The sequence below is a fragment of the Pinirhizobacter soli genome, assembly GCF_015905305.1.
Classification (GTDB): Bacteria; Pseudomonadota; Gammaproteobacteria; order Xanthomonadales; family Rhodanobacteraceae; genus Pinirhizobacter; species Pinirhizobacter soli.
The window spans coordinates 342665-369460 of sequence record NZ_JADZLQ010000004.1; the positions used below are offsets into that span (position 1 = coordinate 342665).

Consider the following 26796-nt stretch of genomic DNA (forward strand, 5'->3'; position numbering starts at 1 on the left):
TGGATCACGGGCTGGCTGCCGCCTCCTTGGACAGTTCCGCATCGAGTCTTTCGTCAGCGTGCGCCGCCAATGCCTTGCATGCGGTGGGATCCTCCAGCTTGCCGCTGGCCGCGCGCTCGAGCACGTCGCTGGCATCGGGATGGGTGGTCACCAGGATGCCGCAAGGCAGGCCGGCCACGGTGGCGATGGACTTCCTGAAGTCCTCCACGCTATGCGGATGCTTCGGTGAATCGGTGTATCGGAAGACACCGTTGGTGAGCGCGGTGAGGCTGTCGGCATAGACGATATCCACGCACTTGCCATCCTGGCACGAGCGCCATGTATAGCTGGTGCTGCCTGGCGTGTGACCTGGCGTGGCGTGGGCCTGGATGTCCAGCGAACCTACCTTTACATGTCCACCGTCGCTCACCACGGTGGCCAACACCTGCGAATAGCCCTTGCCGGGCTGGTATTGCGGGTCATCCGGGTCCTGGCCACCCAGGGCAAGCGCCTTCGCGCCCAATGCGCTGGCATACACCGTGGCGCCCGTGTCATGGGCCACCTGCGCGATCGCGCCAGCATGGTCGACGTGGGCGTGGGAATTAAGGATGGCTTTCACATCCGACAACTTGAAGCCCAGCGCGCGGATGTTCGCCTCCACCATCGATGCGTTCTCGGGCAAGGTGGCGTCCACCAGTACATGGCCCTGGGGCGAGGTCACCAGCACGGCGGTCAGGCCCTTGCTTCCCACGTAGTACGTGTTGCCGTAGATGCGGAAGGGCTTGGTGGGTTGGGTCCATTCGGGGGTGGCTAGTGCGGGTAGCGCCACAGCGGACAGCGAAGCCAGGCAGGCCAGGGCAAGAAAGGTGGGGCGCATGGAATGTCTCCGTGGGGAGCGGAAAGTCTAGCGATGCCTCACTGGCCGATGATGGCGGCGCGCGGGCAGGCCTGGGGCGATCCGGTGACGTGGTCGCTGGTATGCGCCAGCTTGCCGATTGGTCGGCCCGGTGCGCCCTGATTGGCTCTTTTATTTCCCACCGCCCGGGATTCCCATGGCGTCGGGACACACAGGGGAGACCCGCATGACCGGTACAACGCGATCGGACGGCCTGCAGTTCAACGCCGTGTTCTCCCCACGCGGGCAAGGGACCCAGGCCCCGCTGCCGGTGGCGCGCACACGCCCGCGCATCCGGCCGGCGCGCGCCGCCTTCGCATTGGCACTGATCGGCCTGGGCCTGCTGGGCCTGATCTACGGCGACTTCGCGCTGGTTTGGCAGCGCATCCCGATCGAGTATCTGCCCGGCCGCACGTTCATCGCCTATGTCTGCGCGGTGGTGGAACTGGTCACCGGCGTGGGCTTGCTGCTGCCGCGCTTCGCCCTGCCCGCCGCCGCCGCGGCGATGGTATTCACGCTGCTATGGGCGATCCTGCTGAAACTCCCCGCCGTGCTGGTGGTGCCGACCATGGAAGCCACGTGGCTCGGCCTGGGCGAGATCCTGGCGATCTACGCGGGAGCCTGGACGCTGTATGCACAGCTTGCACGCGGATTGCCGCCGCACTTCCTCACCGGCGACCGCGGCGTGCGCAGCGCGCGCATCGTCCTGGCGCTTGCCTTGCCGATGATCGGCCTGTCGCACTTCTTCTATACGGAGCAAACCGTCGCCTTCATCCCGGACTGGCTGCCGTTCCACACGGCGCTGGCATGGATCACCGGTGCCGGTAGCATCGCCGCCAGCGCGGGCATCGCGTTCGGCGTGCTGCCGGCGTTGGCGGCACGGCTGGAGGCCGTGATGCTGGCGCTGATTACCACCTTCGTATGGCTGCCCGCGCTTGCGCAAGCGCCCGGCGACCGCAACGCGTGGACAGGGCTGGTGATCTCCTTCGCGATCACCTTTGGTGCATGGACGGTGGCCGATGCCTATCGTGACGTACCGGCATCGGGCACGCGCACCATTGCCCGCGACTAGGGGCGAGGCTCGGAAAGGATCCGCATCGTCTCGCCTAGGCAGCGTTCCATATACCCCTGGTACAAGAGGTGCACGATCAACCACAGTAACGGCCGCGCGGCCGCGCTGCGCGGCGTGAAGGCGTACGTCCACGCCACCTTGGTTCCGGCTCCTTCCGGCCGGAATTCAAAGCTGCCGCGCGCGTGATCTACCAGGCGCGAGAACAAGGGATTGGTGTAGTCCCAGACGCGGTAGCCGAAATACACGCCGCGCTCGGCACGAAGTACTTCCTCGCGCACCGTAGTGCGATCGGAAAGATGGATCAGCCGCTTCGAACCCGGCATGTCCCACGGCCCGGTCTGCTCGCTGGTACCAGTGACAGCGGGCAAGAGACCATGGCCCTTGAGTATCTTCGGCAATACATCGGCGCCTGCCAGGAAGTCGAAGGCCTCGCCGGGCGGAACGCGCAGGACGATGGTGCGGGTGACGGCAACGGGTTGAGGGCTCATGCACCGCATTATGCGCTGACCCCCGTGCTGGATTATTGTCGTACTATTCGACGTTCGAATCGCCCAAGGGAAGTTGCCGATGCCTGTTCGAACGTCCGCCGTGGCTTTCCTGGCGATGACCGCCCTGGTGTCCGCGCATGCCGCCACCACGCCGATTCCCTTCCCGTCGAACGCGCCGCTCAAGGCATCGCTGGTTACCGACGACAGCACCGGCAGCCCCACGCTGGTTCTGGAAAATGCGCAGGGCAAACCGCTGATGCAATCAAGGCTGGGCCTTCGCACCACCGACGTGGACCTCACCCGCGGCCTCAAGGCGGGCCCGTCGAGCCACCACGAAGTGACCGAGCACTACACCATGACCACCGGCAAGCGCCTGGAGCGCTCGGCGACCATGATGGAAACACGTTTCCCCTTCACAGGTGCAGGCGGCGCGAAGCTCGACGTCGTGGTACGCACCGCACGCGACGGCATTGCCTGGCGCTATGAACTTCCCGGCAGCAGCAACGCCACCGTGCAGGGTGAGGCCACCGACTTCACCTTTCCCGAAGAAACCACAGCCTGGCTGCTGCCGTACAAGCCACAGTACGAAGGCGTGCGTTCGCAGGACAGCGCCTATGGCTCGCCCGTCGGCGACTTCGGCTACCCGTCACTGTTCGAGGTGAATGGCGACTACCTCCTGGTAACCGAAAGCAACACCGATGGCCGCTACACCGGCAGCCGCATGCGCCACGGCCTGGACACCTCCACATACGACCTGGTGTTGTTCGATGCGTCGGCAAGCTTCCACGGCAGCACGCCCTGGCGCACGGTGATCGCAGGGGACCTTGCCACGGTGACGCAATCCACGCTGGTGGACGACCTGGCCGACCCTGCGAAGTTCACCGATACCTCGTGGATCAAGCCCGGCAAGGTGGCCTGGTCGTGGCTGAGCGAACACCAAAGCCCCGGCGACGCCGAACGGCAAAAGGCCTATGTGGATTTTGCCGCACGCAACCACCTGCCCTATGTGCTGGTGGATGAGGGCTGGAAAGACACCTGGGTGCCAGACCTGGTGAAGTACGCACAGGCCCGACACGTGGACATCCTGCTGTGGTTCCGCTGGACGAACCTGGATACGCAAGACAAGCGCCAGGCGATCCTGCCGAAGATCAAGGGCTGGGGCGTGAAGGGCATCAAGGTCGACTTCATGGATTCCGACTCGCAGGCGCGCTACCAGTGGTACGACGCCATCCTTGCCGACACCGCGAAATTACATCTGATGGTGAATTTCCACGGCGCCACCATCCCGCACGGCCTGGCACGCACCTGGCCGCACATCATGAGCATGGAAGCGGTGCGCGGTACCGAGAACGATCCGCCGGTGTATCCCAATACGGTGCAGCCGTTCACCCGCAACGTGGTCGGCTCCATGGACTACACCCCGGTAGCGTTCGACGCTGGACCTCAGATGGCGTCCATCGCCCACGAAACCGCTTTGTCGGTAGTGTTCGAATCCGGTTGGCAGCACCTGGCCGACTCCCCCGAGGCCTACGACAAGCGACCCAACGCGCTTGCCTTCCTGGACCAGGTGCCCACGGTTTGGGACGAGACGAAACTGCTCTCCGGAACTCCCGGCAAGAACATCGTAATCGCCCGTCGCAGCGGCAAGCGCTGGTTCATCGGCGGCATCCGTGCCGGCGCCGGCGAAACGCTGCACCTGCCCCTGGCAGCGCTGGGCAAAGGAGATTGGCTGATCGACACGGTTGAAGACGCACCCGGCGAAGGCCGCGGCGATGTGATCCATCGCACGGTGCACGGAACTGGAAACACGCTCGATTTCGTCGTGCAGAAGGATGGCGGCTTCGCCGCGGTGGCCTGCCCGGCGACAGCGGGTCGCACAAGTTGCTACGACCCGCTCTAGCCCGACTCACCCGCGGGAGGGAATTTCCAGCCCGCGCTGCACCGCCGGCCGTGCCAGGCCGCGGTCGAGCCACGCCTTGACCGCCTTGAAGCTATCGAACCCGACCAACTCGCCTGCCTCGTAGAAACCGACCAGGTTCCGCACCCAGCCCAGCAGGCTGATGTCGGCGATGGTGTATTCATCGCCCATGATCCACTGGCGGGTCGCCAGCCGCGCTTCCAGCACGCCCAAAAGGCGTTTTGACTCGGCCACGTAACGATCGCGCGGGCGCTTGTCTTCGTACTCGCGCCCGGCGAATTTGTGGAAGAAACCAACCTGGCCGAACATCGGCCCCACCGCCGCCATCTGGAAGAACACCCACTGGATCGTTTCGTAGCGGCCTGCCGCATCGGCGGGCAGGAACTTGCCCGTCTTCTCCGCCAGGTACAGCAGGATGGCGCCCGATTCAAACAACCCGAACGGCTTGCCACCCGGGCCGTCGGGGTCGACGATCGAGGGAATCTTGCCGTTCGGGTTGAGCGCCAGGTACGGCTCCGTCCAGCTCTGGTTCGCCCCGATGTCGATGTAGTGCGGCTCGTACGGCAGCCCGGTTTCCTCCAGCATGATCGACACTTTCACCCCGTTGGGCGTGGGTGCCGAATACAGCTGGAGGCGGTCCGGATGCGTGGCCGGCCAGCGCGCTGAAATGGGAAACGCCGATAGATCAGCCATCGATATTCCTTGGAGTTTTTATCAGGCGTCCATCGTAGCCATGTCGATCACGAAGCGGTACTTCACGTCGTTCTTCACCAGCCGCTCATAGGCCTCGTTCACCTGCTTCATGGCGATCATTTCGATGTCGCTGACAATGCCCTTCTCGGCGCAGAAATCGATCATCTCCTGGGTTTCGGCCATGCCGCCGATGCCCGAGCCCGTCAGGTGCTTGCGACCGAAGATCAGGCTCCCGCCCATCACCGGCGGATCGAGCGCGGTAAGCACACCTACCATCACCATCGTCGCGTCACGGCGCAGCAGCGCCAGGTAAGGGTTCACGTCATGCGATACAGGAATGGTGTTGAGCAGGAAGTCGAAGCTCAACGCGTGCTTTGCCATCGCGTCGGCATCCTTCGACAGCAATACGTCGTCCGCGCCCAGGCGCGTGGCGTCCTTGCCCTTCTCAGGCGAGGTGGTGATCATCACCACGTGCGCGCCCATCGCCTTGGCGAACTTGATGCCCATGTGGCCAAGTCCACCCAGGCCGATCACGCCGACCTTCTGGCCAGGGCTCACCTTCCAGTGGCGCAGCGGTGAATAGGTGGTGATGCCCGCGCACAGCAGTGGCGCCACGGCTTTGAGGTCCATGCTGGCGGGGATCGACACCACGAAGCGCTCTTCGACCACGATGGCCTCGGAGTAACCGCCGAAAGTCAGGCGGTCGCTGTTGCGCTCCTTCGAGTTGTACGTCCAGGTGGCGCCGCGCTCGCAGTACTGCTCGAGGTCTTCCTTGCACGCCGAACACTCACGGCATGAATCCACCATGCAGCCGACGCCGGCGAAGTCGCCTACCTTGACCTTGGTGACCTTCGAGCCCACCGCCTTGACCCGGCCGACGATCTCATGGCCGGGCACCATCGGGAACAGCGCGCCACCCCAGTCGTCGTGGGCCTGGTGCAGGTCGGAATGGCAGATTCCGCTATAGAGGATTTCAATGTGGACGTCTTTCTCGCCCGGTTCGCGGCGTTCGATGGCGAACGGGGCGATCGGCGAGGTCGGACTCTGGGCGGCGTAGGCGCGTACGGTGAACATGGCTTGGCTCCAGTGGGGGCGGTAGGGACTTCAATAGTGTGGCCCCCCGGCGCCCCCGACGCGAAGCCCCGATCCTGCCCGATTCTTGCCTGATCCTGCCAGGAGTACTGCCATGCACGGCCGATCGGGTGCAGAATCCGGCAATGAGCCACGCCGATACCCTGGATGATCTCTCCGCCGAACTGGGCAGCCTGATACTGCGCCACGCGCCCGTGGACGGTGATCACGAGCCCGCCCTGCCGGGCGTCACCCTGCACCGCCATGGCCGCATCCGCGACCTGCCCTGTTGCCTGGCCCGGCCATCACTGGTGATCGCAGCCCAAGGCGCCAAGCGCGTGGAAATCGGCGGATTCAGCTACGAATACAACGCCTCGCATTGCCTGGTGACCACGCTTGACCTCCCGGTGATGTCGCACGTGACGGTGGCGTCGGCGCAAGCGCCCTACCTTTGCATGGCCGTGGCACTGGACCTTCGCAACATCACCCGGATGATGGCCGAGATGGGCCAGCCCGCTCCGGCCACCTCGCCGCTGGGACGTGCCATTGGCGTAAGCCGGCTGCAGCGGCCCTTGCTCGATGCTGCCGTTCGCCTGGCCCGGCTGATCGATTCCCCGGCCGACGCACCGTACCTCGCGCCGATGGTGGAACGCGAGATCCTCTACCGCCTGCTCAGCAGCGAGCACGGACCGCGGCTGCGCCAACTGGCCGCGCGCGATTCGGGATCCAGCCGCATCGCCCGCGCGGTGGAGTGGCTGAAGGAGCACTACCAGCAACCGCTGCGCATCGATGAGTTGTCGCAGCGCTTGAACATGAGCGTGTCCACGCTGCATCACCAGTTCAAGTCGGTGACATCGATGAGCCCGCTGCAATACCAGAAGCAGCTGCGGCTGCACGAAGCGCGGCGCCTCTTGTTGGCGCGGCGCCTGGATGTCGGTTCCATCGCCATGCACGTGGGCTACGAAAGCCCTTCGCAGTTCAATCGCGAATACTGTCGCCAGTTCGGCGCGCCGCCGCTGCGCGACGTCCAACGCATGCTGACCATGCACGAAAACCTACCCTCACCTACAACGCAAGCGGTAGCAACTTAGGCCGTTCGGGTCGTTGCAGGCGGCCAGGCATCGGCGCAGCATCGGTCTGGTCGCCACGACCGGAGCACTGCCATGACGCTGTTGTTGCGGGCAGGATCGAAGGGACCGCAGGTAGCGGACATGCGCAGCCGGCTCGCACTGGCCCTGGGGCCGGCAGCCGCCGGCTTCCGCAACCTGGCAAACGGCTCGGAATTCGACGCCGTCACCGACGCCGCCGTCCGCGCCTGGCAGGCGGCCAAGGCCATCGTCGCCGATGGCGTGATCGGGCCCTACTGCCAGCAGCTGCTTGGCATGATCAAGGCCGGCAACATGGCGGTGGACCTCACCGTCGATAACGTCCAGCACCTGTTCCCGGCCACGCGCGGCTCGAACATCCGCCGCAACCTGCCCTACGTCGCCGCGGCATTGGATGCCACGGGCCTGCGTGACAGCCCCATGATCCTTGCTGCGCTGGGCACCATCCGCGCCGAGAGCGAGGGATTCGTACCGATCTCGGAATTCCCTTCGCGCTTCAACACCATTCCCGGCCAACCGCCTTTCAGCAAGTACGAAGGCATGAAAACCCTGGGCAATAACCAGCCCGGTGACGGCGCCCGGTTCCGCGGCCGCGGCTTCGTGCAACTTTCCGGACGCGCCAACTACACCCAGTTCGGCAAGCTGCTGGGCATCGACCTGGCAGGTAATCCTGAACTTGCCAACGCGCCGGAAGTGGCGGCGGTGTTGCTGGCAACCTTCCTGGATTCGAAGGCCACGGCCATGCGGCGTGCGCTGACCCAGGGCAACTTTGCCTCCGCGCGCAGACTGGTTAACGGTGGCACGTTCGGCCTGGATAAATTCGAAAGCGTATTCACGCTTGCCAGGTCGCTACCCGCGCCCGCAGCCGCCCCGACGGCCGGCGTCGGCGCCACTCGCGGCAGGAAGCGTGCGGCCGCAAGACCGCTCAATGCCAGCAAGGATCCGGTCGACATCCAGGATCGTCTTTATACGCCGCCGCCGACGAGCCTTTCCGCCTGTTATCCCGACGACGCCACGATCGCCAGGTTTCTTCCAAGGTACACCGCGGCCGGGATGATCCTGGACCAGGGCAGCGAGGGCGCATGCACGGGATTTGGCCTCGCCTGCGTGATCAACTATCTGCGCTGGCGCATCCATGAAGAGCCGGAAAAGTTCACTTCGGTAAGCCCCCGCATGCTTTACAACTTCGCGCGGCGCTACGACGAATACGCAGGCGAGAATTACGAGGGATCCAGCTGCCGCGGCGCCCTGAAAGGCTGGTTCCACCATGGCGTATGCCTGGCGACGGATTGGCCGTATCTCCCGGGCAAGGTCACCACGCCGAACCTTGACTATGTCGAACGTGCGGCCGACTCGACGCTTGGCGTTTACTACCGGATCGACATCAAGTCGATCACCGATCTGCAGGCAGCCATTGCGCAGGTGGGCGCGATCTACGTATCGGCCAACACCCATCGCGGATGGCAAGTGGTTCCCACGCTCAAGAAGTCGGTCACCGAGCACGCGGACCTCCCGGTGATCGCCTACGACGGCAACCCCAGCACCACCGATGGACACGCCTTCGCCCTGGTCGGATTCAACTCCAAAGGCTTCGTGGTACAGAATTCATGGAGTACCCAATGGGGCGGCGGGGGATTTGCCGTACTCAGCTACGGCGACTGGCTGGCCAATGGCATGGACGCCTGGGTCGCGGCGATGGGCGTGCCAGGAGTGATGCAGGGACAGGTCGTGGGCGCCAGCAAAGGCAGCACCGCCGGGCGCGTGGGCCTGGACAAATCCCAATGGTGGGACCAGGCCACCGCGCTCGAGCACAGCGTGGTGTTCAAGGACGACGGGCGGGTGGACAACTACGTTACCCAGGATCACCTGAGCATCAACCTGCAGTACCAGGCGGCAGTGCTGCCGGACCAATGGTTCCGCACCAGCAAGCCGCGCAAACAGCGCCTGGTGATCTATGCCCACGGCGGCCTCAACAGCGAGGACGCGGCGATCACGCGGGCCCAGGCGATGGGGCGTTATTTCATCGGCAACGGCTGCTATCCGCTGTTCATGGTGTGGAAGACCGGGCTTTGGGAAACCCTCGGTGCCGCGGTGGGGAGGCTGCTTTCGCCGACCGCGGGGCCCGCAGCGGCGGGCGCTTGGACCGATGCCAAGGATCTGCTGATCGAACGCGGGCCCGGGCGCCTGGCCGGAAAGCCCATCTGGTCGGACATGAAGAACCAGGCGCTAAATTGCAGCCTGCCCACGCGCGGCATGGAGCAGCTCGTCGGCGCGATCGCCTCGCTGGCAACGACATGGCCGAAGCTTGAAGTGCACGTGATCGGCCATTCAGCGGGATCGATCTTCTTAGGCTACCTGCTCGATCTGCTGGCCCAACGCAAGCTGGATGACCATGTGGCATCGGCGCACCTGTATGCACCAGCCTGTACCGTGGCATTCGCCAACCAGTACTACGCCACGCACGATGCGCTGATGCACAACCTCTACATTGACCTGCTCACCGACCGCAACGAGCTGGACGACAATGTCGGTCCCTATCGCAAGTCCCTGCTGTACCTGGTATCCAATGCCCTGGAAACGGACATCCATTCGCCGATCCTCGGCCTTGCGAACGTGATGGACCCGTCGTACACGCAATGGGACGGCACATCGGTCACCGATGCTGCGCTTCGTGCGTGGCGCCGTGCAGCCGAGGAAACTGATCTTGCCGATCGCACCCGGCCGGTGATTGCCCCGACGGTACCGACCGCGCGCGGCAAGGTCATCCCTTCCTCCCATGGAAGCTTCGACAACAACACCACGGTGGTCGGCCGCACCATCACGCGCATCATCGGGACGGACCTGGCCATGCCGGTGGATGATCTGGAAGGCTATTGAGGATCGGCGTAAGGTCGATGGATGACCTTCGATCCGCACCGTCGCACGGTATTGAAATTCTCGGCCTTCGCCGGCGCCGCCACGCTGGCCCGTCCGGGCATGGCCTTCGCGCCCATGGCCACAGGCGGCAATGCGGCGCCCTTGCTTGCCGAGCTCGGCTACTCGCAGGTCAAGCTCACCGGCCCGCTGGACGACCAGGGCCGCGAAGCCCTCCGGCTGTTGATGGGGATGGATGAAAATGCCCTGCTAAAGCCCTTCCGCGTGCGCGAGGGCTTGCCAGCCCCGGGCGAGGAACTGCCAGGCTGGTATGGCACCTACGCCTTCGCCCCCGGCGCCAACTTCGGCCAATGGGTCAGTGGCCTGGCTCGCTACTACGCGATCACCCGCGATGAAGACACGCGGGCCAAGCTGGGCCGGCTGGTGAAGGGCTACGCCGACACCGTGGGGCCGGAGGGCAAGTTCTACCGCGACAACCGCTTCCCTTCGTACACCTACGACAAGCTCGTTGGCGCGATGATCGACGCCCGGCGCCTGGCCAACGACGGCCATGCACTGGCGGCGCTCAAGCGCACCAATCAGGCCGCCTTGCCATACCTGCCGGCACACGCCGTGCCACGCAACGAACACGCGCTCGCCGGCGAAGACTTCAGCCAGCACGCCTGGGACGAGAGCTACACCATCCCGGAAAACCAGTTCCTGGCCTGGCGCCTTACCGGCGACCCACTGCACCGGCGCCTGGGCCAGCGCTTCCTTTACGACGATTTCTTCGGGCCGCTGGCCCGCGGCCACAACGTGCTGCCCGGCAAGCACGCCTATAGCCATGTCAATGCGCTCAGTTCCGCCGCGCAGGCCTACGCCACGCTGGGCGACGCAAGATATCTTGCCGCGGCACGCCACGGTTTCGACTTTGTCGATGCGCAAAGCTTCGCCACCGGTGGCTGGGGCCCGGACGAACACTTCGTACAGCCTGGCACCGGTGCGCTGGCCACGAGCCTGGTAAAGGAACACAAGAGCTTCGAAACGCCCTGCGGTTCGTACGCGCACTTCAAGCTCACCCGCTACCTGCTTCGCACCACGGGCGATGCCCGCTACGGCGATAGCATGGAACGGGTGATGTACAACACCATTCTCGGTGCAAAGAATATCCAGGCCGACGGACACGCCTTCTACTACTCCGACTACACCCGGCAGGCAGAGAAAACCTTCCATCCCGACCACTGGCCGTGTTGTTCGGCAACGCTGCCGATCGTTGCCGCCGACTACCGCATCAGCACGTACTTCAGGGATGCCAAAGGCCTGTACGTCAACCTGTACGTCCCCGGCGAAGTCACCTGGCGCCAGGGTGGCAACGACGCACGCCTGGCGGTGGCCACCGGCTACCCCTATAACAGCGCGATTGCCATCACCGTGGGCACCGCCACCCCGCAAACCTTTGTCCTGCGCCTTCGCATCCCGGCCTGGGCCGAGGGCGCCAGCCTGCGGGTGAATGGCAAGCCGGTGTCGGCAACGCCTGGCAGTTTCGCCCAGATCCAACGAGAGTGGCGCAACGGCGACCGCATCGAACTGGAACTGCCGCTGGCCATGCGCCTGCAGGTGATCGAAGACGGCCACGATGAGAGCGTGGCACTGTTGGCCGGCCCGCTGGTGCTGATGCGCCTGATCGAAGACGGGAGCCTCGCCACCACCCGCCGTGACCTGCTGATGGCGAAGGAAAGCGGCCGCGGTGAGTGGCGCTTGCCCGATGGCGGCCGGATGCTCACCTTCCCGGATATCACCGACCAGCGGTACCGGACTTACCAGGACGTGGCGGGATAGCGGCTACGCAAACCACGCCCCGCACCGTGCGATGATCTCGCCACGCAAAGGCGAGGGGGCGCGGATGGGTCGGTGGCGGGTGTTGTCCTTCGTGGGACTGGTCTTATCAGGCATGGCCGTGACGGCCCATGCCGACATCTACCGTTGCAATCGCAACGGCCAGGTGACATACCAGCAGACGCCTTGCGAGGCTGGCTCGACGAGTGGCCGACTTCAGGGTGAAAGCGCTTCAGCACCGCTCCTGGGCTGCTACGACGTGGCCTCGCAACCCGGCATCCGCCTCACCAGCCGTTCCGAAGACGACTACGTGATGACCGGTGGCGGCACCGCCGCCACCCGCATGCGCCCGGCCACCGCCGACGAACGCGCGGAAGTGGGCCGGGCCTATCACCTGGTGCTGGCTGAAGGCGTGGTGATGCAGGATGATGCCGGGGATATCTCCCATGGCATCTACCACGGCCAAAATGCCCAGCGCGAGGATGTCTTTTTCATCCATCTGCCATTTGCCACCGGGATCATCACCAAACGCGCCAATTGCGACAGCCAGACGCAATGACGCCATAGCGCACGACACAGGGGAAAACGATGAAGGATCCGTCGCTGTCGGTGGGAAGGATCATGCTTCGCCTGCTGGGCCTGGCCATCGTTGCGCTGGTGGTGCTGGCGGCCTGGAAGCGGCCCGATCGCGCGCTGAACATCGCCATGGCCAGTGCCGCGGAATCGCTGTGCAGCGGCGTGTTCGTTTCCCATCTGGACGAGAAGCGCGTGTTCGCCGAAAGCGTCGCCGCGCAACCGGGGCTGCATCCCCTGTTGCGCGGCATGAAGACGGTGGTCGACGGCAACACGGTCACCGTGCGCTGGCACGGCGGATTCGAAGCGAAAGCCACCTACTACCCAGGCTACGGTTGCGCGCTGCCGTTGCGCACGCCTTCGGCGGCGACGCTTGCGGCAGCGCGGGCGCTTCCACCGGCGAGCGCCGAACCTTCGGTGCAACCGGGCGATGCCGCCATGCAGGCGGCGATCGCCACGGCCTTTGCAGAGCCCACCCAGGGACCGCGCCGCAACGTGCACGCTATCGTCGTGCTGCATCAAGGGCAGATCGTCGCCGAACGCTATGCCGACGGCTTCACCCCCGAAACGCCACAGATCGGCTATTCGCTGAGCAAATCCGTGGTGCACGCACTGGTGGGCATCCTGGTGCTCCAGCATCGCCTGGACATCACAGCGCCGGCACCTGTCGCTGCCTGGCGTGATGCCGCCGATCCACGTCACGCCATCACCATCGATCAACTCCTGCGCATGGAAAGCGGCCTGGACTTCCCCGAGGCTGATACGGGCTTCGATCCGGTATCACGCATGATGTTCGCCACGCGCGACATGGCGGCGTACGCAGCCTCCGCACCGCTGGCCTCACCGCCGGGAACGCGATGGGAATACACCAGCGGCAACACGCTCATCGTCTCGGGCATCATCCGGGACACTTTGGGCGGTGGCGCTCCCGCGATGCTGGCGTTTGCCCACGCAGAACTGTTCAAACCGCTGGGCATGGAACACGTGCTGATGGAGTTCGACGGCGCGCAGAGCCTGATCGGCTCGACCCGCGTGTATGCCTCGGCGCGCGACTGGGCACGGTTGGGCCAGCTTTATCTCGACGACGGCATGGCCGGTGGCCGCCGCATCCTGCCCGAAGGCTGGGCCGCGTCCGCGGGCAAGCGCACGCTGGGCGCGCTGTACGGTTCGGGATTCTGGTCGAACGTGGGACCCGGTAACGAATCCATCGACGGCTTACCTGGCGATGCGTACTTCGCCTCAGGCAAGGATGGGCAACGTGTGCTGATCGTGCCGTCGGACCAGTTGGTGATCGTTCGCCTGGGATCGACGGTGGATCCGCCCTATTACGACATGAAAGGGCTGGTGAAGCTGGTAGCTGATGTGCGCGCCGCCTGCTGTAAGGATTCGCCCGCGCACTGACGGATAGAAGCCTGAGCAAATCGCTGGTCAACTTTCCGACCATTCCGATGGATTGCGCTGACATGTCGCGTCATCATGAGGTCGTTGCCCAGTCATGGGCACCCGGGCGTGGAAGCCCGCTTCCAGCAACACTGTCACACCTGTGGCGAACGCATTCCGCCTATGGCGGCGTGCCAGGAAGGCTGCGGCCTCACCGTTCCCTGGAGACGGACTTCCACCCTGGCACGCCCGCCACCCTCATCGGTGTGGCTTTAAAAGGGAACTCTTCATAAGTAGCGACTGCGCTCCCCGCCAAGAAGTGAGCAGACTGGATTATGAAATTGACTGCAAGTTTTAGCGCTGCGCCAATCTCGGTTTGTAATGCCTTGGAGGAGATGTCGAGCCAAGCGACGGAGGATCCCGTCGCCGGCATTCAAATAGCACCGGTGCTGGAAAGTGAGGGTTGCTCCTACTACGCCACCGAGATCGCTTCCGGAAAATCGGTAACGCCGCACTACCACAGCCAGGGGAATGAGGTGTACATCATCTTCAGCGGTTCAGGGGCGATCAAGACCTGGCAACCCGGCCTTGCGGAAGACATCGCAGAAATACAGATTAAGCGAGGCGATATTTTCAATATTCCGCCAGGCGTGGTCCATCACTTGATCAATACCGGTACGCAGCCGCTGGTGCTTTTATTCGCTTGCCCGCCCGAGCATCTGGCGACTGACCGTGTAATTCCGTCATCTCCTCCCTGAGCGATTGATCAAACCCCAGCGAAGATCTCGATTGTTGTTCGCCAGCGAAAGTCGCCATCAAGCACAGGATTCCTCATGCGCGTAAAAAGCGACGCGTGCAGCGTTTCGTTTGAGTCGATCAATGATGGAATTTCATATGCTCAGCCCGAAGTGAATCCAGGGTCGACACTCGCCACCATGGCAGCACTCTTTCCATCCAGCGCAAGAACCTATGCCAATGCTGTTATCCACGAAATGGAACGCTGTGCGGACCCCTGCTTCGCAGGTGGGGAATCCGACGACTTAGGCCTGGTACTGGAGAAGATACATACCTTAAAAAACTCACTGGCTTCCACGGGATCAACAGAACTGTTGCGCGCGTGCGAGCAGCTCCAACTGGATGCGTTTCGCGGATGCGCACCCTCCGCTCTGCATAGACGCTACAAAGCAATTGCCAATGCCGGGGCGAAGTTGGTCAAGAAGTTCAAGGACAGTCTTCCCAACACCATCTTGGACGTATAGCCACATGGCAAAAGGCGCATCCAAGCACTTCGAAGCCCCGGGCCTGATACTAGCCGCCAAGCGCCTGCGTAACGAACGATTGGCTACGATATTCGAGTCCTTTCTCGAATATCGAGCCTGTTTCATTCGAGTTGTCATCCAAGGAATCGTATTCATTTGGAGCTGGGCTTGGCTGAATGGGCCTCAAAAGGTCCTCGTCAAGGACGCGGTTACTGTTTTCCCTGCGACCATCGCGCTGCTCATCTTTGCCGTCATATGGATGGTACTTGTACGGCGTCGGATCATTCCGGAGGCGAACTGGCTCGATGCGGCAGGTTTTGTAATCGACTTGCTCTTCATAGGCATCCAAATATATCTGGCCTTTCACTTACTCATATCCCTCAACGCGTTTCTGCCCTTCATCGTCATAGCAGCGGTTGCAAGGTATGGAAAAATAGCCGCAAAACCCGCAGTCGCTGCGACCTCCGCGATACTTCTGTTTACAGCGCCGGATGGGTACTGGCTGTCGCGGCCGGCGTACTTCGTATACGCACTTGGACTGACAGTTGCACTTCCTCTGCTACTGTCGCGCATCGTGACTGCCATGCAGGAGATTGCGTTTCAGGCCATATCATCGCGTGATGCACAGAGCCGGTTTATCAGTACCATGAGTCACGAGCTGCGAACGCCGCTAAATGCGATAATTAACTGTGCACAACTTATCGATTCCGACGCTCCACGGAAGGAGCGAAATGAACTGATCAACGCAGTTAGAGTCAGCGCCAAGGCGTTACAGCACCGTGTGAATGAAGTACTTGATGTCGCAAGCATCGATGGCGGCAGATTGAGCCTGAACCTCAAGCCGCTCCACATGCTCGATATCGTGAACACGGTGCAAGCTGTATGCGCGAATGTGGCGTCAGCGAAAGGAGTCACCTTGAAATTTTCCTTCGATTCAGCCGAGACGCCACATCTCATTGGCGATGAAGGACGCATCGAGCAGGTCATCACCAACTTGGTCGCCAACGCTATCAAATTCACGCCTTCTGGCGGCGAGGTTGAGTTACTTATCGCCGGAACGCAACTCGGTGATCGCTGGGAGATATCGGTGACCGTTACTGATACTGGCGTAGGCATCCCTAATGAGAAGAAGGGGGTCATTTTTGCGCCCTTCGAACAGTTGAGTACAGGATCGACCAGAACGCATGGTGGCGTGGGGCTTGGGCTGTACATCTCCCTTTCCGTATCCAAGGCGATGGGTGGAAAGATCGAGGTTCGCGATAATCCCGGCGGCGGTAGCATTTTCATCTGGACATTCCTTGCCGATGCCGCAGTTGGAGATTACCGCGCAAGAGACTTGCTTGAAACACTCAGGAAACATAAGGCCGAGGTTAGGTCACTGCATTGCCTCGTTTTCGAGGACATGGAGATGAATCGCTTAGTGATAGCCAACCTCCTGACGCGAGCCGGTCACCAGGTTACGTTCCACGCCGATGGATGCGATGCATTGGAACGAATCCGGGCCACCGATCCAGATATCGTCTTCCTCGACTTGCACATGCCTGGCAGATCTGGATGGGACGCCTTGAAGGAGCGGGCCACCTCAGGCTCGAGATCCCCACCCATTGTTGTCTTAACGGCGGACACACGAAGCGAGTCCATTCGTGAAGCGAAAGCCATCGGCGTAGAGGACTACCTTGCCAAGCCCATCAACGCGATGGAACTACTTACGGTGATAAGACGATATGCCGAAATGCTTTGATGTAGATGCTCTTGGATTGAAACCAGGCAACGGAGCGAGGATATGCTGGCATCTAGGCGAGGGCGAGCGCACGGAGGCAGCTTTGCTTTACCTGCACGGCTTCACCGGGAGTCCGGGCGAGGCCGGAAATCTACCTGATCAAATGGCTGCCGCCCTGGGAGCGAACCTATATGCACACCGTTGGCCAGGCCATGGTTTGATTTCGCACAACGCAATGAAAGGGCTGACGTTTGAGCTCCTGCAAGCATCAGCGTCGGACGCACTGTCAACGGCGCGGGAACTGGGCAAATCGGTGATCATCGTAGGGTCGTCGCTAGGGGCCGCCTTGGGACTTTGCTTGGCAGCTTCCCGACCAGCTGACGTCGCCGCTCTGGTGGCATGGTCACCTGGTTTGCGCCCGGCCAATCCTGAATTGCTAGACCAACTATGTGCGGCAGAGGGACCAGTGAACCACCCTCGACTCATAAATCTGGAAGCTGCGAGATACTCATCAGATGTCGTGCACCCCGATGGCTACCGGGCGCTTAGGAAGTTATTCGACTTCTTTGTCGCGGCGCCACCTTGGCCGCAAGTCATTTGCCCTGTGTTCCTCGGATATTTCCGCGCACCTAATGGTGAGGAGGATCAAACGGCATCTGTTCCTGCCATGCTCGAAATGTTCCAGGCGCTTGGAACCGCACCCTCGCTAAAGCATGCCGAGCCGTTTGCCACTGGCGCACATAGCATAGGCTCGCCGTACAAGTCTCCTTTGGCCGCGCAGGTAGCGCAAGCTTCGGTGTCATTCCTCGCCAGAAAGGTCGGAGTGAGCGCATCACGCCAATCTTGACGCAGGTCATCTTTCCGGTCTTCCCCGGATCTCGCCACATTCCGCATGCTGCCATTCACCACCGACGCCGATACTTCAAGTTTTAACTACATCATCGCCGATGACCACCCGGCGACGATATTTGCTGTCAACCAAATGCTGACCGAAGTAGTCGGTGTCAGCCCTTCCCACTTGGTTTCGTGCCCTACCAGTGCGGAGTTGCTAGACGCCTTCTCGGAACCGATAAATTGCCCGCGCATAGTCGTACTCGATCTCATCATGCCAGGCGATCTTAAGCGCGCAGCCCTTGTTCGCGCAGTGGCCTGCGCAGACCAAGATGTTCGTGTACTTGTCTATACAGCCGAGGAAAGTGTGTTTCTGGCCCGCGCGGTGATTGAGGCAGGAGCAACGGGATACGTCGCGAAGACGAGCCCGGTTCTGGAACTCATAGATGCCTTGGCAGCGATGAGAGTTGGGCGACGGCACGTCGACAGGCGCATCGATCTCGACAGTATAAAATCGCATCCTTGGTCGACATTAACCGACAGCGAACGCGCTGTTCTGTTGGCGTTCTGCCGAGGGTCTAAAGCACCGGACATCGTAGCCACCACGGGCCGAAGCTACAGCACCGTCACAACACATAAGTACAACGGGCTAAGCAAATTGGGACTGAAGGACGGGGGCGACCTTCTTCCCTATATCTATATGAACGGGCTACTTACCGAGCTTGATGCTGACTCCAGCGCACCCTGATCGCATTGGCGAGTCCACCTCGTAGATTTCCCAATTCAAATCGGTACCGAAAGCCGGCAGGCTTGCACGCATCATGAAATCATCCAACGAAATGGAAGCCCACCGCATGGTCGAAGTTCTCATGGGCTCGGCAGTGCAGCTCCAGAGTGCAATTCGGAGTTGTATCCGGTCCTACGCGCAGGCATCCGGGACTGCGACACCCCCGCTCGATCCACTGGATCTTCGCCAGCTACTGGGCCAGCTACGTGATTTGATGTTGCGGTGCCATCCGGCAGGAAGTGACATTCTTCGCCGTTTCGAAACCTGGCGCGAAGACGTATACGCAGCAAGCGTGCAATGCGATTTCCTTCTCATACGAGCCAGGCGAGGAGTGGACCATGGCCCCTCGCTATTCCAACTCACGCGTGCCGCGGTGCAACTCGAACGCTATATAGCGCGCATCAAGACTTGGGAGGAAGCAGTGGCAAATCCTGGGGAACGGCAAACTCTACCAGCTGTTACATCCACCCAGGTCACGAGTGACAGGCCACGCGTGATGGCAGGCATCGCAGCCGAAAGCCAAGCTTGAGCTACCAATATAATATGCAGACCCGACCTTCCATTGTCGAACAATCCATTCATGAATCTCGCGCTATTCGATTTCGACGGTACCATCACCACACGAGAATTGTTCGCCGACTTCATGCGCTACGCCGTATCCAAGCCGCGCAGGATCGCGGGAAACATCCTGTTCATGCCGCTGATCCTTGGCTACAAAATGGGCCTGGTATCGGGAAACAGGATACGCGCCAATGTCGTCCGGTTCGGGTTCCGCGGCATACCGGTTGAGGTGTTGAGCGCAAGGGCGCGCGCTTTCTGCACCGATGTGGTCCCTGTGGCTATTCGCCCGACGGCCATGGCCCGGATCCGCTGGCACCAGGAGCGAGGTGACACCGTGGTCGTGGTCTCCGGCGCACTCGACATTTACCTAGAGCATTGGTGCCGAGACCACGGCTTGGAGCTGATCTGCTCGCGCCTGGAAGAACGCGGCGGCATTCTGAGCGGCCTTTACCGAGAAGCGCAGTGTATCGGCGAAGAGAAGCGCCGACGCATCCGTGAACGCTACGATCTGGCATCGTTCGACCATGTCTACGCCTATGGCGATACGCGGGACGATGCGCAGATGCTTGAACTGGCGCATACCCGCTTTTTCCGCTGGAGGCGCGTCGATGGAACCGTGCCGTCCTAGAAGCGCGATGTAGTGCGAATCCAGGACATGGGAGGAAGCAATCGCACGGCCTCAGGAAACGGCAGGCTTTACCGGCTGTTGCGTCCGCCACGGCCACGAGTGACATGCCACGCGCGATGGCAGGCATCGCAGGAGAACGCCATCTTCCCTTTCCGCCACTCATCGATGGTGCGACTCGTGTGAGGAGTGACAGCGCGGCAACGCCTGCAACGAAACGTGCGTTCCTTCGGTATTTTCTTCGGCCACAACATGACAACGGCGACAATCACGCCGACCGCCAGCACGATGAGACCGATGTCGGTTGGCGTCATGAGATCTAGCCTGCGAATGCCCGCGCGATCGTTTCGGGGCTGCGACGAAGCAGCGTCTCGTTGAAGGTCAGCATCAGGCGACCGTCAATCAACCCGCCAACGAGGATGTCCTGCTTCTTGAGCCGTTCGGCAAGGCCTTCCTGGCGCGCGGGCGCCACCTCCAGGAAGTGGATGTTGCTGCCGTTTGGCACACGTTTTACGGTGTAACCATCGATGGAACCAAGCGCCGTCAAAAGCCGGTCGCCGGCCTGCCGCACCTTTGCGAAGCGCTCGGGAAACCCTTGCACGGTGTCCAGCGCCAGGAGTGCCGGCATCCATCCATGATAGATCAGCCCTCCAAAGATATGACGCAGCTCGCGCGCCTGGGCCATCTGCGCCTTGCTTCCCGCCAGCACCGCGCCGAAGGGTGCGCCAAGGTACTTGTATAGCGAGACATACACCGTGTCGAAGAGCGCGGAGTATTTCTGCACCGTAAAGCCGTCGGCACCGATGTTCAGCAGCAGCCGTGCTCCGTCCAGGTGCATGCCAATGCCCTTCGCACGCGCCATGGTGGAAATCTGTTGTGCCAGTTCATACGGCACCATCTCGCCGTCGGCACGGCGCACGGGCGATTCAAGCGATATCGCTCCAACCTTGATGGGGTACGGCCCGTGCTCGGCATCGTCGATGGCCTTGTTCACCTCGTCCATCGTCGGCGACGCCTTGCCTTCGGCCAGGGGCACCAGGTTGATGCCGCTGAGCGTGGGGATCGTATCGGCCTCATCGCGGTAGACATGGCTTTCGCGCTGCACCAGCGCGTGGCGATGCTCGCCGCAATGCAGCCGGATGGCAACGTGGTTGGCCAGCGTGCCGGTGGGCATGAAGGCTGCGTCTTCCTTGCCGAGGAATTTGGCGAAGTATTGTTCCAGTTCCTCCACCGCGCCGTGCTGCAGGTAACTGTCGGAGGCAACCTCGTGCCCGCTCCCGGGCGGGCTGGGCCGCGCGGCCAGGAGCTTGTCCAGGCGTGCCACGGTGTCGCGGTTGTAGTGCGGGACATTGTCCCCGCGAAGCACCACGGCGTTGTCGATGTGGTCCGGATCGGCCCGGGTGGCGGCAAAGGTCGCCGCTGGCAGGCCTAACCCAGCAAGCGCACTGCCGGCCACGGAGGAACGCAGGAAATCCCGACGGTTCATGGCCATGCCCGGCTACCCCTTGAAAGATTGCTGCCGACCATAGCAGCGCGATGGGCAAGCCGCCACGGCCTAAAGATCAGCGCCCCTTGCAGGGGTAAGCCCGGCGCAGCGCATCGCGCACCACGGCGGCCGCAGGCTGTGCGCCCAGCCCGGGGTTGGCGGCAAGGTAGGCCTGGACCACACGTGGCAACTCGGCCGAGCGCTGCGCCGGTGTCGGGCAGGCCGCGGATCCCTGCACCGCATCGGCCACGCCCTGCACATAGGCCACGGCCGCTCCGTCGGCTCCATCGGCCGTGGGCGCAGCCTGCATGGACAGTTCAAGCGCGTGCTCAAGTTCGCCGGCGTAGCGGTAATACGGTCGATCTGGGCCACTGAAAGGAAGCGTTGCGGTTTGCGCTTGAATGGGCCCCGTGGGCCACGCTCCCACGGCAACGCACGAATACGCCAAAACCCACCCCAGCTTGCCCGCCTTCTGGCCCATCGCGCCCTCCCAAGGACCCCGGCTGCGGGATCTTACGGGCCATCCTGCCAGCTTCCAGCCCCGGATGCCCGCGGAACTCCCCGTCCTGAATGCCGTCCAACGTATACACGTGCACGCCCAGCCGGTCGGTGCGTTAATAGCGGCATCCCCGGAGCCTCCTAATGAAAGTTTCCCCGTTCCTCGCCGCCTTCGCCTTCTGCCTGTCCACGGCGGCCGCCGCACAGTCCACGGACAAGCCGCTGAATCTCAAGCTGCCGCCTTCGGACATCCCGGCGGCATCCAGCACGGCGCCGGCCAGTGCCTCGACGTCGGCCAATGCCAACGCCGCCGCACATGCCAAGGATCCGCCGGGCACCTACTACGGCGACCACAGCGGCAGCATGACCGTGGCCGACGAAACGCCGGCCAACCATTGCGACGACGCCACCTACAACCAGCCACAGGTCCATGGCAGCCTCGAAACCGGCGTGGTCGGCGGCAGTCATATCCGCGGCGGCAGCTACCAGGGCGGCGGCGTTACCCTGTCGCAGGCCTTCGGCAGCTGCGAGCACCCCACCGGGGGCGTGAGCATCTCTGTTCAAGGGGTCAACAACAACTTCAACCACGGGCGTTGATGCCATGCGCGTAGCCTTGCTGGCGGTCCTGCTTGCCTTCATCCCTACGCTGCATGCCGAACCGCTGAAGGTAATGACTTTCAACGTGCGACTGCCAGTGGCGGCCGACGGCCCCAACCGCTGGGAAGCGCGACGCGACCTCTTCGCCGATACCGTTCGCAAGGCCGACCCGGACGTCTTCGGCACGCAGGAGCTGTTCAAGCTGCAGGGCGACGACACCGTGCAACGCCTGCCGCAGTACACCTGGTTCGGCCGCGGCCGTACCGGCGACGACAGCGACGAGCACATGGGCGTGTTCTACCGGAAAGACCGCCTGAAGGTGCTTGAATCAGGCAATTTCTGGCTGTCCGATACGCCGGAAGTGGCCGGCAGCATCACCTGGGGCCATCCGTTGCCGCGCATGGTCACATGGGCGCTGTTCCAGCGCTTGAGCGACGGCAAGAAGTTCTACCTTTACGACACCCACCTGCCCTATCGCGAGCAGGATGAAGACGCCCGCCTGAAGGGCGTTACCCTGATCATGAAGCGCATGCAGGCGCTGCCGAAGAACATCCCGGTGATCCTTACCGGCGATTTCAACACGGGGCCGGAAAGCCAGGTGCATGCCACGGTGGCGGCGCAACTGAAGGACACCTGGGATACGGCGCCTTCACGAAGTGGTCCGGAAAAAACCTTCCACAATTTCACCGGCGTTCCGGACCGGCGCATCGACTGGATCTTCTATCGCGGCGTGAAGCCGCTCAGCGTGGAAACGGTCACGACGTCGAAGGATGGCCGCTATCCGTCGGACCATTTCCCGGTGCTGGCGACATTCGAGCTTTAGCATCGTCGGCGATGGCCTTGATCACCACGTCCTCGTCAAGGATTTCATGCCCCTTGCCGGGGATGATCACCATCGATGCATCGAATCCCCGCGCCTTGGCCTTGGCCACGTAGTCGCGCGCATACACCGGCAGCGCCAGCGGATCTTCCGAGCCTGAAATCGCGGTGATCGCCACGCCTGGCTGCATCTGGTCGAGCGTCTGCAGCGGCGACAGGCTGCGCACGGGAAACAGCCACACGGGGCTGGTTTGCAGTTGGGCCATGTGCTTGCGGAAAGGCGGTACATCGCAAGGGCAGGCGGCGAGGTACACATGCTGCACCAGCCTGGGGCTTAGCGCGGCAATGTTCGCCGACATCGTGGCGCCGCCGGAATGCCCCAGCAGGAGCACCGATGGCGCGTGGAAGCGCGTTTTCAGTTCCGCGATGGCATCAGCCAAGTCCTTGACCGCTTCGGGTGTGTAATTGTCACCCGAGGTCGACCCATGCTCGCCATCGGAATGGGCGCCGTAGGCGTCGGTGTAGCCCGGGCGCATCAGAGCCACGACTCGGGTACCTGGAGCGGCGTTGGCAATGTCCGCCGCCACGCCGTACTGGTAGCGCGGATGGGCGAAAGGCGCATCGCCATGCAGGATCACCACCAGCGGCGCCGATGCGTTCGCTTCACCTTCCAGGTGCATGCGCCCGACGATGCGATGGCCTTCGATACCGGCGGTGACGGCATCGCCACCAGCTTTGTCGGCCGGTATGATCGGCGCGAACGTGCCGCGTACGGCAAGCATCATGTAGGCGTAGTAGAGCAGGCCCAGCACAAGCAGGACAATCAGTCCCACGATGATTTTCTTGCGCATTTAACGCCCCCTGAAGCGATCCATCGTGTGATACACCCCAAAGACGTGATCGGCAACCCAATCCCATACGCGCAGCGGCAATATGCCCCGCGCGATTTTCCCCAAGGTGACAGTCCACGGCAACATCAACATGGGCTGGCCTGCCAGCATGGCGCGCCAGACGCGGTCCACCACGTAGTCCGGCTTCATCACCGGCGTCATCAATGGACCGCGCGCGCCTTCGAACATGCCGGTGGAAACATAGCTCGGGCACACCGTGGTGACCTTTACATGGGAATGCCCAGCTTGCACCAATTCCAGCCGAAGGGAATCGCTCCAGCCCACGGCCGCCCACTTCGAGGCGCAATAGACGCTCATGCGCGGATTGGACACCGTGGCCGCCGCCGAGGCGATGGTGACGATGCGGCATTCGCGCCGGCTTGCCATCATCGCGGGAAGGAACTCGCGGGTGATGTACATCGGCGCCAGCGCGTTGATCTCCATGGTCAGCCGGGTATCGGCCTGGCTGTGTTCCCAGAAATACTTTCCGCGCACGATGCCGGCATTGTTGATGATGAAGTCCGGATCGCCCACATCGGCGCGCACGCGCGCGGACGCCGCAACGATGGCGTCCAGGCTGCCGATGTCCACGAGATAGGGCATCAACCGCACCCCGGAATCCTTAAGCGCCAGCACCGTGCGCTCGAGTTCTTCCTGGTTGATGTCCCATAGGATCACCACGGCGGCACCTTCGCGCACGGCACGCTCGGCGTAGAGACGCCCCATGCCCATGGCGGCGCCGGTGATGAGGATTTTTCTACCCTGGATGGTTTTCATTGATCTCCCTTGATCGGACGATCATAACCCTCCGGTGGCATCGGGCCATCCTGGCAGGCCCAGCACGGCATGGGCACGTGGCAGCCCACTTCCTCGTCGATCACCACCACTTCGCCGGTACCGTGGCAGACCGGGCATGACGCAAGGGGCGGTTTCCCCTCCGGCGGAATATTCGAGGTCATGGCCTGGACTCCCGGAAACGGAAATGCCGCGACGCGTGGCGTGCCGAGCGCAGGCGCTTGGCATGGGCGGCCAGCAGGTCGCCACGGGTGATGATACCGAGCATTTTCATCGGGACGCGGGGGTCGACGACGATGAGCCTTCCCACGTTCGCTTCCACCATGTGGTCGGCCGCTTCGCGCAGCGAATGATCCGCGCCCACCACGAGCGGCGGACGCTTGAGCAGCGTGTCCAGCGTCACCTGGTCGACGCACGCCGGATTGAACAGGTCACGCCGTGTCAGCACGCCCAGCAGGGCGCCCTGGTCATTGAGAATGGGGAAACCCTGGTGGGAGGCTTTCTCGCCGCCGGTGGCCAGCCACTGACGAACCTCGCCCAGTAACTGGCTGGCCTTGAGGCTCACCACCTCGCGGGAGCAGGCATCGCCCACGTGAACCTGGTCCAGGTAGTCGGCGCTGTACTCCGACGGTACGCGTACGCCGCGGCGCACGATCTTCTCGGTCATGATGGTGTTGCGCATCATCAGGCCCGATACCAGGAACGCGGCAGCACAGGCGCCGAGCAAGGGCAGCAGGCCATGGGACTGCTGCGTGGTCTCGAAGGCGAAGACCACGGCGGTAAGGAACGCCCGCGATGCACCGGCGAACATCGCCGCCATGCAAACCAGGGCCGCCAGTTTCGGATCCACTCCCAGCCAGGGCACATAGGTGGCAAGGGCGATCCCGATCGCACCGCCCAACGCACCGCCGATGGTGAACAGGGGTGCCAGCGTTCCGCCCGACGTACCGCTACCCAATGCCACCGACCACGACAGCAGTTTCATCAGGCAAAGCGCAAGCATGGCACCCAGCCCGATGCCACCACCCAGTACCAGGGAAATATTGTCGTAGCCCACGCCCAACGTGCGCGGCATGAAATAACCCACCACGCCCACCACCAGCCCGCCCATGGCCGGCCACCACATCCAGTGGATCGGCAGGCGTTCGAACGCATCCTCGATGCCATAGGAAAGACGGGTGACGCCCACGCTCGCCACGCCCACCAGCGCACCCAGGACAACATAGGTGGCAAGCGCGACAAGGCTTGCCGAGTGCACATCCGGCATCGGGAATACCGCTCCCGCTCCATCGAAGTAGACATGCATGCCCGCGCCCACCATGGCAGCCAGCGCCACCGGAATAAGCGAGCGGGCGCGGCGTTCGAACAGCAGCAGTTCCACCGCCAACAATACGGCGGCCACGGGCGCGGCGAACACCGCCGCCATGCCGGCGGCAGCGCCCGCGGCAAGCAGCGTCTTGCGTTCGTCGGCGGTGACGTGCAGCCACTGGCCGAGCAAGGAACCCAGCGCACCGCCGGTGGCGATGATCGGTCCCTCCGCACCGAAGGGACCGCCCGTGCCGATGGCGACAGCGGACGACACCGGCTTCAACCAGGTGATGATCGGCGGGATACGGCTGTCGTTGCGCAGCACCTGTTCCATCGCTTCGGGAATGCCGTGGCCACGGATGGCGCGCGAACCGAAACGCGCCATCAGGCCCACCACCAGGCCGCCCAGCACCGGTATGCCGATGGCCCAAACACCCAGGGTGTTGTGGGCGGGACTGGTGAACTGCGTGCTGATGCGCCCGTAGTAGACCAGGTTGGTGACCAGGCCGATCAACCCGGTAAGCCACTGCGCCACCAGCGCTACCAATGCCGCCAACACGATGCTTGTGCCGGCGATCCAGGCTACGCGCCCATCCAGTGGACGGAACTGCCGGGGCATGTGCGCGGCAGCGAGGGTGGGGTCCAGCGATGGGGCGAGCGGAACCGCCGCACGCGTGTGCGGTCCGGGTGGAAATTCGGACATGGGGGAGAAACCGGCGATGGAATCCGCACAAGGTTACGCGGATGCGGCCTTGG

The 26796-nt window shown here is 62.9% G+C and carries 26 protein-coding genes; 15 read left to right on the plus strand and 11 right to left on the minus strand.

The window, feature by feature from the left end; all coding sequences use genetic code 11:
* Positions 1–4: 4 nt before the first annotated feature.
* Complete coding sequence (gene bla / locus NDK18_RS18270; RefSeq protein ID WP_250624306.1) at positions 5–856, minus strand: subclass B3 metallo-beta-lactamase; 852 nt, start codon at positions 854–856, stop codon at positions 5–7.
* A 205-nt stretch (positions 857–1061) separates the two neighbouring features.
* On the opposite strand from bla, the gene NDK18_RS18275 reads away from it, so the two are divergent.
* Positions 1062–1946 carry a DoxX family protein gene (locus tag NDK18_RS18275; RefSeq protein ID WP_250628594.1) on the plus strand — a complete coding sequence of 295 codons (885 nt, stop codon included), beginning with the start codon at positions 1062–1064 and terminating at the stop codon, positions 1944–1946.
* Here the strand turns inward: NDK18_RS18275 and NDK18_RS18280 are convergent.
* Positions 1943–2434, minus strand: a complete 492-nt coding sequence (locus tag NDK18_RS18280) for an SRPBCC family protein (RefSeq protein ID WP_250624308.1) — start codon at positions 2432–2434, stop codon at positions 1943–1945. The two genes, NDK18_RS18275 and NDK18_RS18280, sit on opposite strands and share 4 nt — an antisense overlap.
* 79 nt (positions 2435–2513) lie before the next feature.
* Here NDK18_RS18280 and NDK18_RS18285 point away from each other — a divergent pair, with 79 nt between their 5' ends.
* Positions 2514–4334, plus strand: coding sequence for a glycoside hydrolase family 97 protein (locus NDK18_RS18285; protein ID WP_250628595.1), 1821 nt, complete (start codon positions 2514–2516; stop codon positions 4332–4334).
* 6 nt (positions 4335–4340) lie between these two features.
* Here NDK18_RS18285 and NDK18_RS18290 read toward each other — a convergent pair whose 3' ends face one another.
* Both NDK18_RS18290 and NDK18_RS18295 read right to left on the minus strand, forming a co-directional pair.
* Complete coding sequence (locus NDK18_RS18290; protein WP_250628596.1) at positions 4341–5045, minus strand: glutathione S-transferase N-terminal domain-containing protein; 705 nt, start codon at positions 5043–5045, stop codon at positions 4341–4343.
* Positions 5046–5066: 21 nt separating this feature from the next.
* Positions 5067–6119, minus strand: coding sequence for an NAD(P)-dependent alcohol dehydrogenase (locus NDK18_RS18295; RefSeq protein ID WP_250628597.1), 1053 nt, complete (start codon positions 6117–6119; stop codon positions 5067–5069).
* A gap of 143 nt (positions 6120–6262) precedes the next feature.
* Between NDK18_RS18295 and NDK18_RS18300 the strand changes: the two genes are divergently transcribed.
* The 11 genes from NDK18_RS18300 to NDK18_RS18350 all read left to right on the plus strand — a co-directional run bounded on the left by NDK18_RS18300 (position 6263) and on the right by NDK18_RS18350 (position 19650).
* Entirely contained in the window at positions 6263–7207 is a 945-nt protein-coding gene (locus NDK18_RS18300; RefSeq protein WP_250624312.1) for an AraC family transcriptional regulator, read from the plus strand.
* Between the two features lie 72 nt (positions 7208–7279).
* A complete protein-coding gene (locus NDK18_RS18305; RefSeq protein ID WP_250628598.1) occupies positions 7280–10099 on the plus strand; it encodes a C1 family peptidase in 2820 nt (939 codons plus the stop codon).
* 21 nt (positions 10100–10120) lie between these two features.
* On the plus strand, positions 10121–11914 hold the full coding sequence (locus NDK18_RS18310; RefSeq protein WP_250628599.1) for a beta-L-arabinofuranosidase domain-containing protein: 1794 nt from the start codon (positions 10121–10123) through the stop codon (positions 11912–11914).
* A 112-nt stretch (positions 11915–12026) separates the two neighbouring features.
* The gene (locus NDK18_RS18315; protein WP_345777089.1) at positions 12027–12470 is read left to right on the plus strand and encodes a DUF4124 domain-containing protein; all 444 of its coding nucleotides are present in this window, start codon (positions 12027–12029) and stop codon (positions 12468–12470) included.
* Positions 12471–12499: 29 nt separating this feature from the next.
* The gene (locus NDK18_RS18320; protein ID WP_250628601.1) at positions 12500–13885 is read left to right on the plus strand and encodes a serine hydrolase domain-containing protein; all 1386 of its coding nucleotides are present in this window, start codon (positions 12500–12502) and stop codon (positions 13883–13885) included.
* Positions 13886–14199: 314 nt separating this feature from the next.
* Entirely contained in the window at positions 14200–14622 is a 423-nt protein-coding gene (locus tag NDK18_RS18325; protein WP_250628602.1) for a cupin domain-containing protein, read from the plus strand.
* Between the two features lie 75 nt (positions 14623–14697).
* Positions 14698–15123 (plus strand): hypothetical protein, encoded by a 426-nt coding sequence (locus NDK18_RS18330; protein ID WP_250628603.1) that lies wholly within the window; start codon positions 14698–14700, stop codon positions 15121–15123.
* Positions 15124–15127: 4 nt separating this feature from the next.
* A complete protein-coding gene (locus tag NDK18_RS18335; RefSeq protein WP_250628604.1) occupies positions 15128–16864 on the plus strand; it encodes an ATP-binding response regulator in 1737 nt (578 codons plus the stop codon).
* Complete coding sequence (locus NDK18_RS18340) at positions 16848–17690, plus strand: alpha/beta hydrolase (protein ID WP_250628605.1); 843 nt, start codon at positions 16848–16850, stop codon at positions 17688–17690. The genes NDK18_RS18335 and NDK18_RS18340 overlap by 17 nt, the downstream gene beginning before the upstream one ends.
* A 45-nt stretch (positions 17691–17735) precedes the next feature.
* On the plus strand, positions 17736–18422 hold the full coding sequence (locus NDK18_RS18345; protein WP_250628606.1) for a response regulator: 687 nt from the start codon (positions 17736–17738) through the stop codon (positions 18420–18422).
* Between the two features lie 619 nt (positions 18423–19041).
* The gene (locus tag NDK18_RS18350; RefSeq protein WP_250628607.1) at positions 19042–19650 is read left to right on the plus strand and encodes an HAD-IB family hydrolase; all 609 of its coding nucleotides are present in this window, start codon (positions 19042–19044) and stop codon (positions 19648–19650) included.
* Positions 19651–19718: 68 nt separating this feature from the next.
* On the opposite strand, the gene NDK18_RS18355 is transcribed toward NDK18_RS18350, so the two are convergent.
* The 3 genes from NDK18_RS18355 to NDK18_RS18365 form a co-directional block, all read right to left on the minus strand.
* A complete protein-coding gene (locus NDK18_RS18355) occupies positions 19719–19961 on the minus strand; it encodes a hypothetical protein (RefSeq protein WP_250628608.1) in 243 nt (80 codons plus the stop codon).
* 5 nt (positions 19962–19966) lie between these two features.
* Positions 19967–21139, minus strand: a complete 1173-nt coding sequence (locus tag NDK18_RS18360; RefSeq protein ID WP_250624318.1) for a threonine aldolase family protein — start codon at positions 21137–21139, stop codon at positions 19967–19969.
* A gap of 70 nt (positions 21140–21209) precedes the next feature.
* Entirely contained in the window at positions 21210–21443 is a 234-nt protein-coding gene (locus NDK18_RS18365; RefSeq protein WP_250624319.1) for a Rap1a/Tai family immunity protein, read from the minus strand.
* A 332-nt stretch (positions 21444–21775) separates the two neighbouring features.
* On the opposite strand from NDK18_RS18365, the gene NDK18_RS18370 reads away from it, so the two are divergent.
* Together NDK18_RS18370 and NDK18_RS18375 are read left to right on the plus strand one after the other, a co-directional pair.
* Positions 21776–22228 (plus strand): hypothetical protein, encoded by a 453-nt coding sequence (locus NDK18_RS18370; RefSeq protein ID WP_250624320.1) that lies wholly within the window; start codon positions 21776–21778, stop codon positions 22226–22228.
* Between the two features lie 4 nt (positions 22229–22232).
* Positions 22233–23051 (plus strand): endonuclease/exonuclease/phosphatase family protein, encoded by an 819-nt coding sequence (locus NDK18_RS18375; protein ID WP_250628609.1) that lies wholly within the window; start codon positions 22233–22235, stop codon positions 23049–23051.
* Here NDK18_RS18375 and NDK18_RS18380 read toward each other — a convergent pair.
* The 4 genes from NDK18_RS18380 to NDK18_RS18395 are packed head-to-tail and all read right to left on the minus strand — an operon-like array spanning position 22984 to position 26743.
* Positions 22984–23898 carry an alpha/beta hydrolase gene (locus NDK18_RS18380; RefSeq protein ID WP_250628610.1) on the minus strand — a complete coding sequence of 305 codons (915 nt, stop codon included), beginning with the start codon at positions 23896–23898 and terminating at the stop codon, positions 22984–22986. The two genes, NDK18_RS18375 and NDK18_RS18380, sit on opposite strands and share 68 nt — an antisense overlap.
* Positions 23899–24714, minus strand: coding sequence for an SDR family oxidoreductase (locus tag NDK18_RS18385; RefSeq protein WP_250628611.1), 816 nt, complete (start codon positions 24712–24714; stop codon positions 23899–23901).
* Positions 24711–24896, minus strand: coding sequence for a hypothetical protein (locus NDK18_RS18390; protein WP_250628612.1), 186 nt, complete (start codon positions 24894–24896; stop codon positions 24711–24713). Before NDK18_RS18390 ends, NDK18_RS18385 begins: the two co-directional genes overlap by 4 nt.
* The gene (locus NDK18_RS18395) at positions 24893–26743 is read right to left on the minus strand and encodes a chloride channel protein (protein ID WP_250628613.1); all 1851 of its coding nucleotides are present in this window, start codon (positions 26741–26743) and stop codon (positions 24893–24895) included. The genes NDK18_RS18390 and NDK18_RS18395 overlap by 4 nt, the downstream gene beginning before the upstream one ends.
* Positions 26744–26796 lie beyond the last annotated feature (53 nt).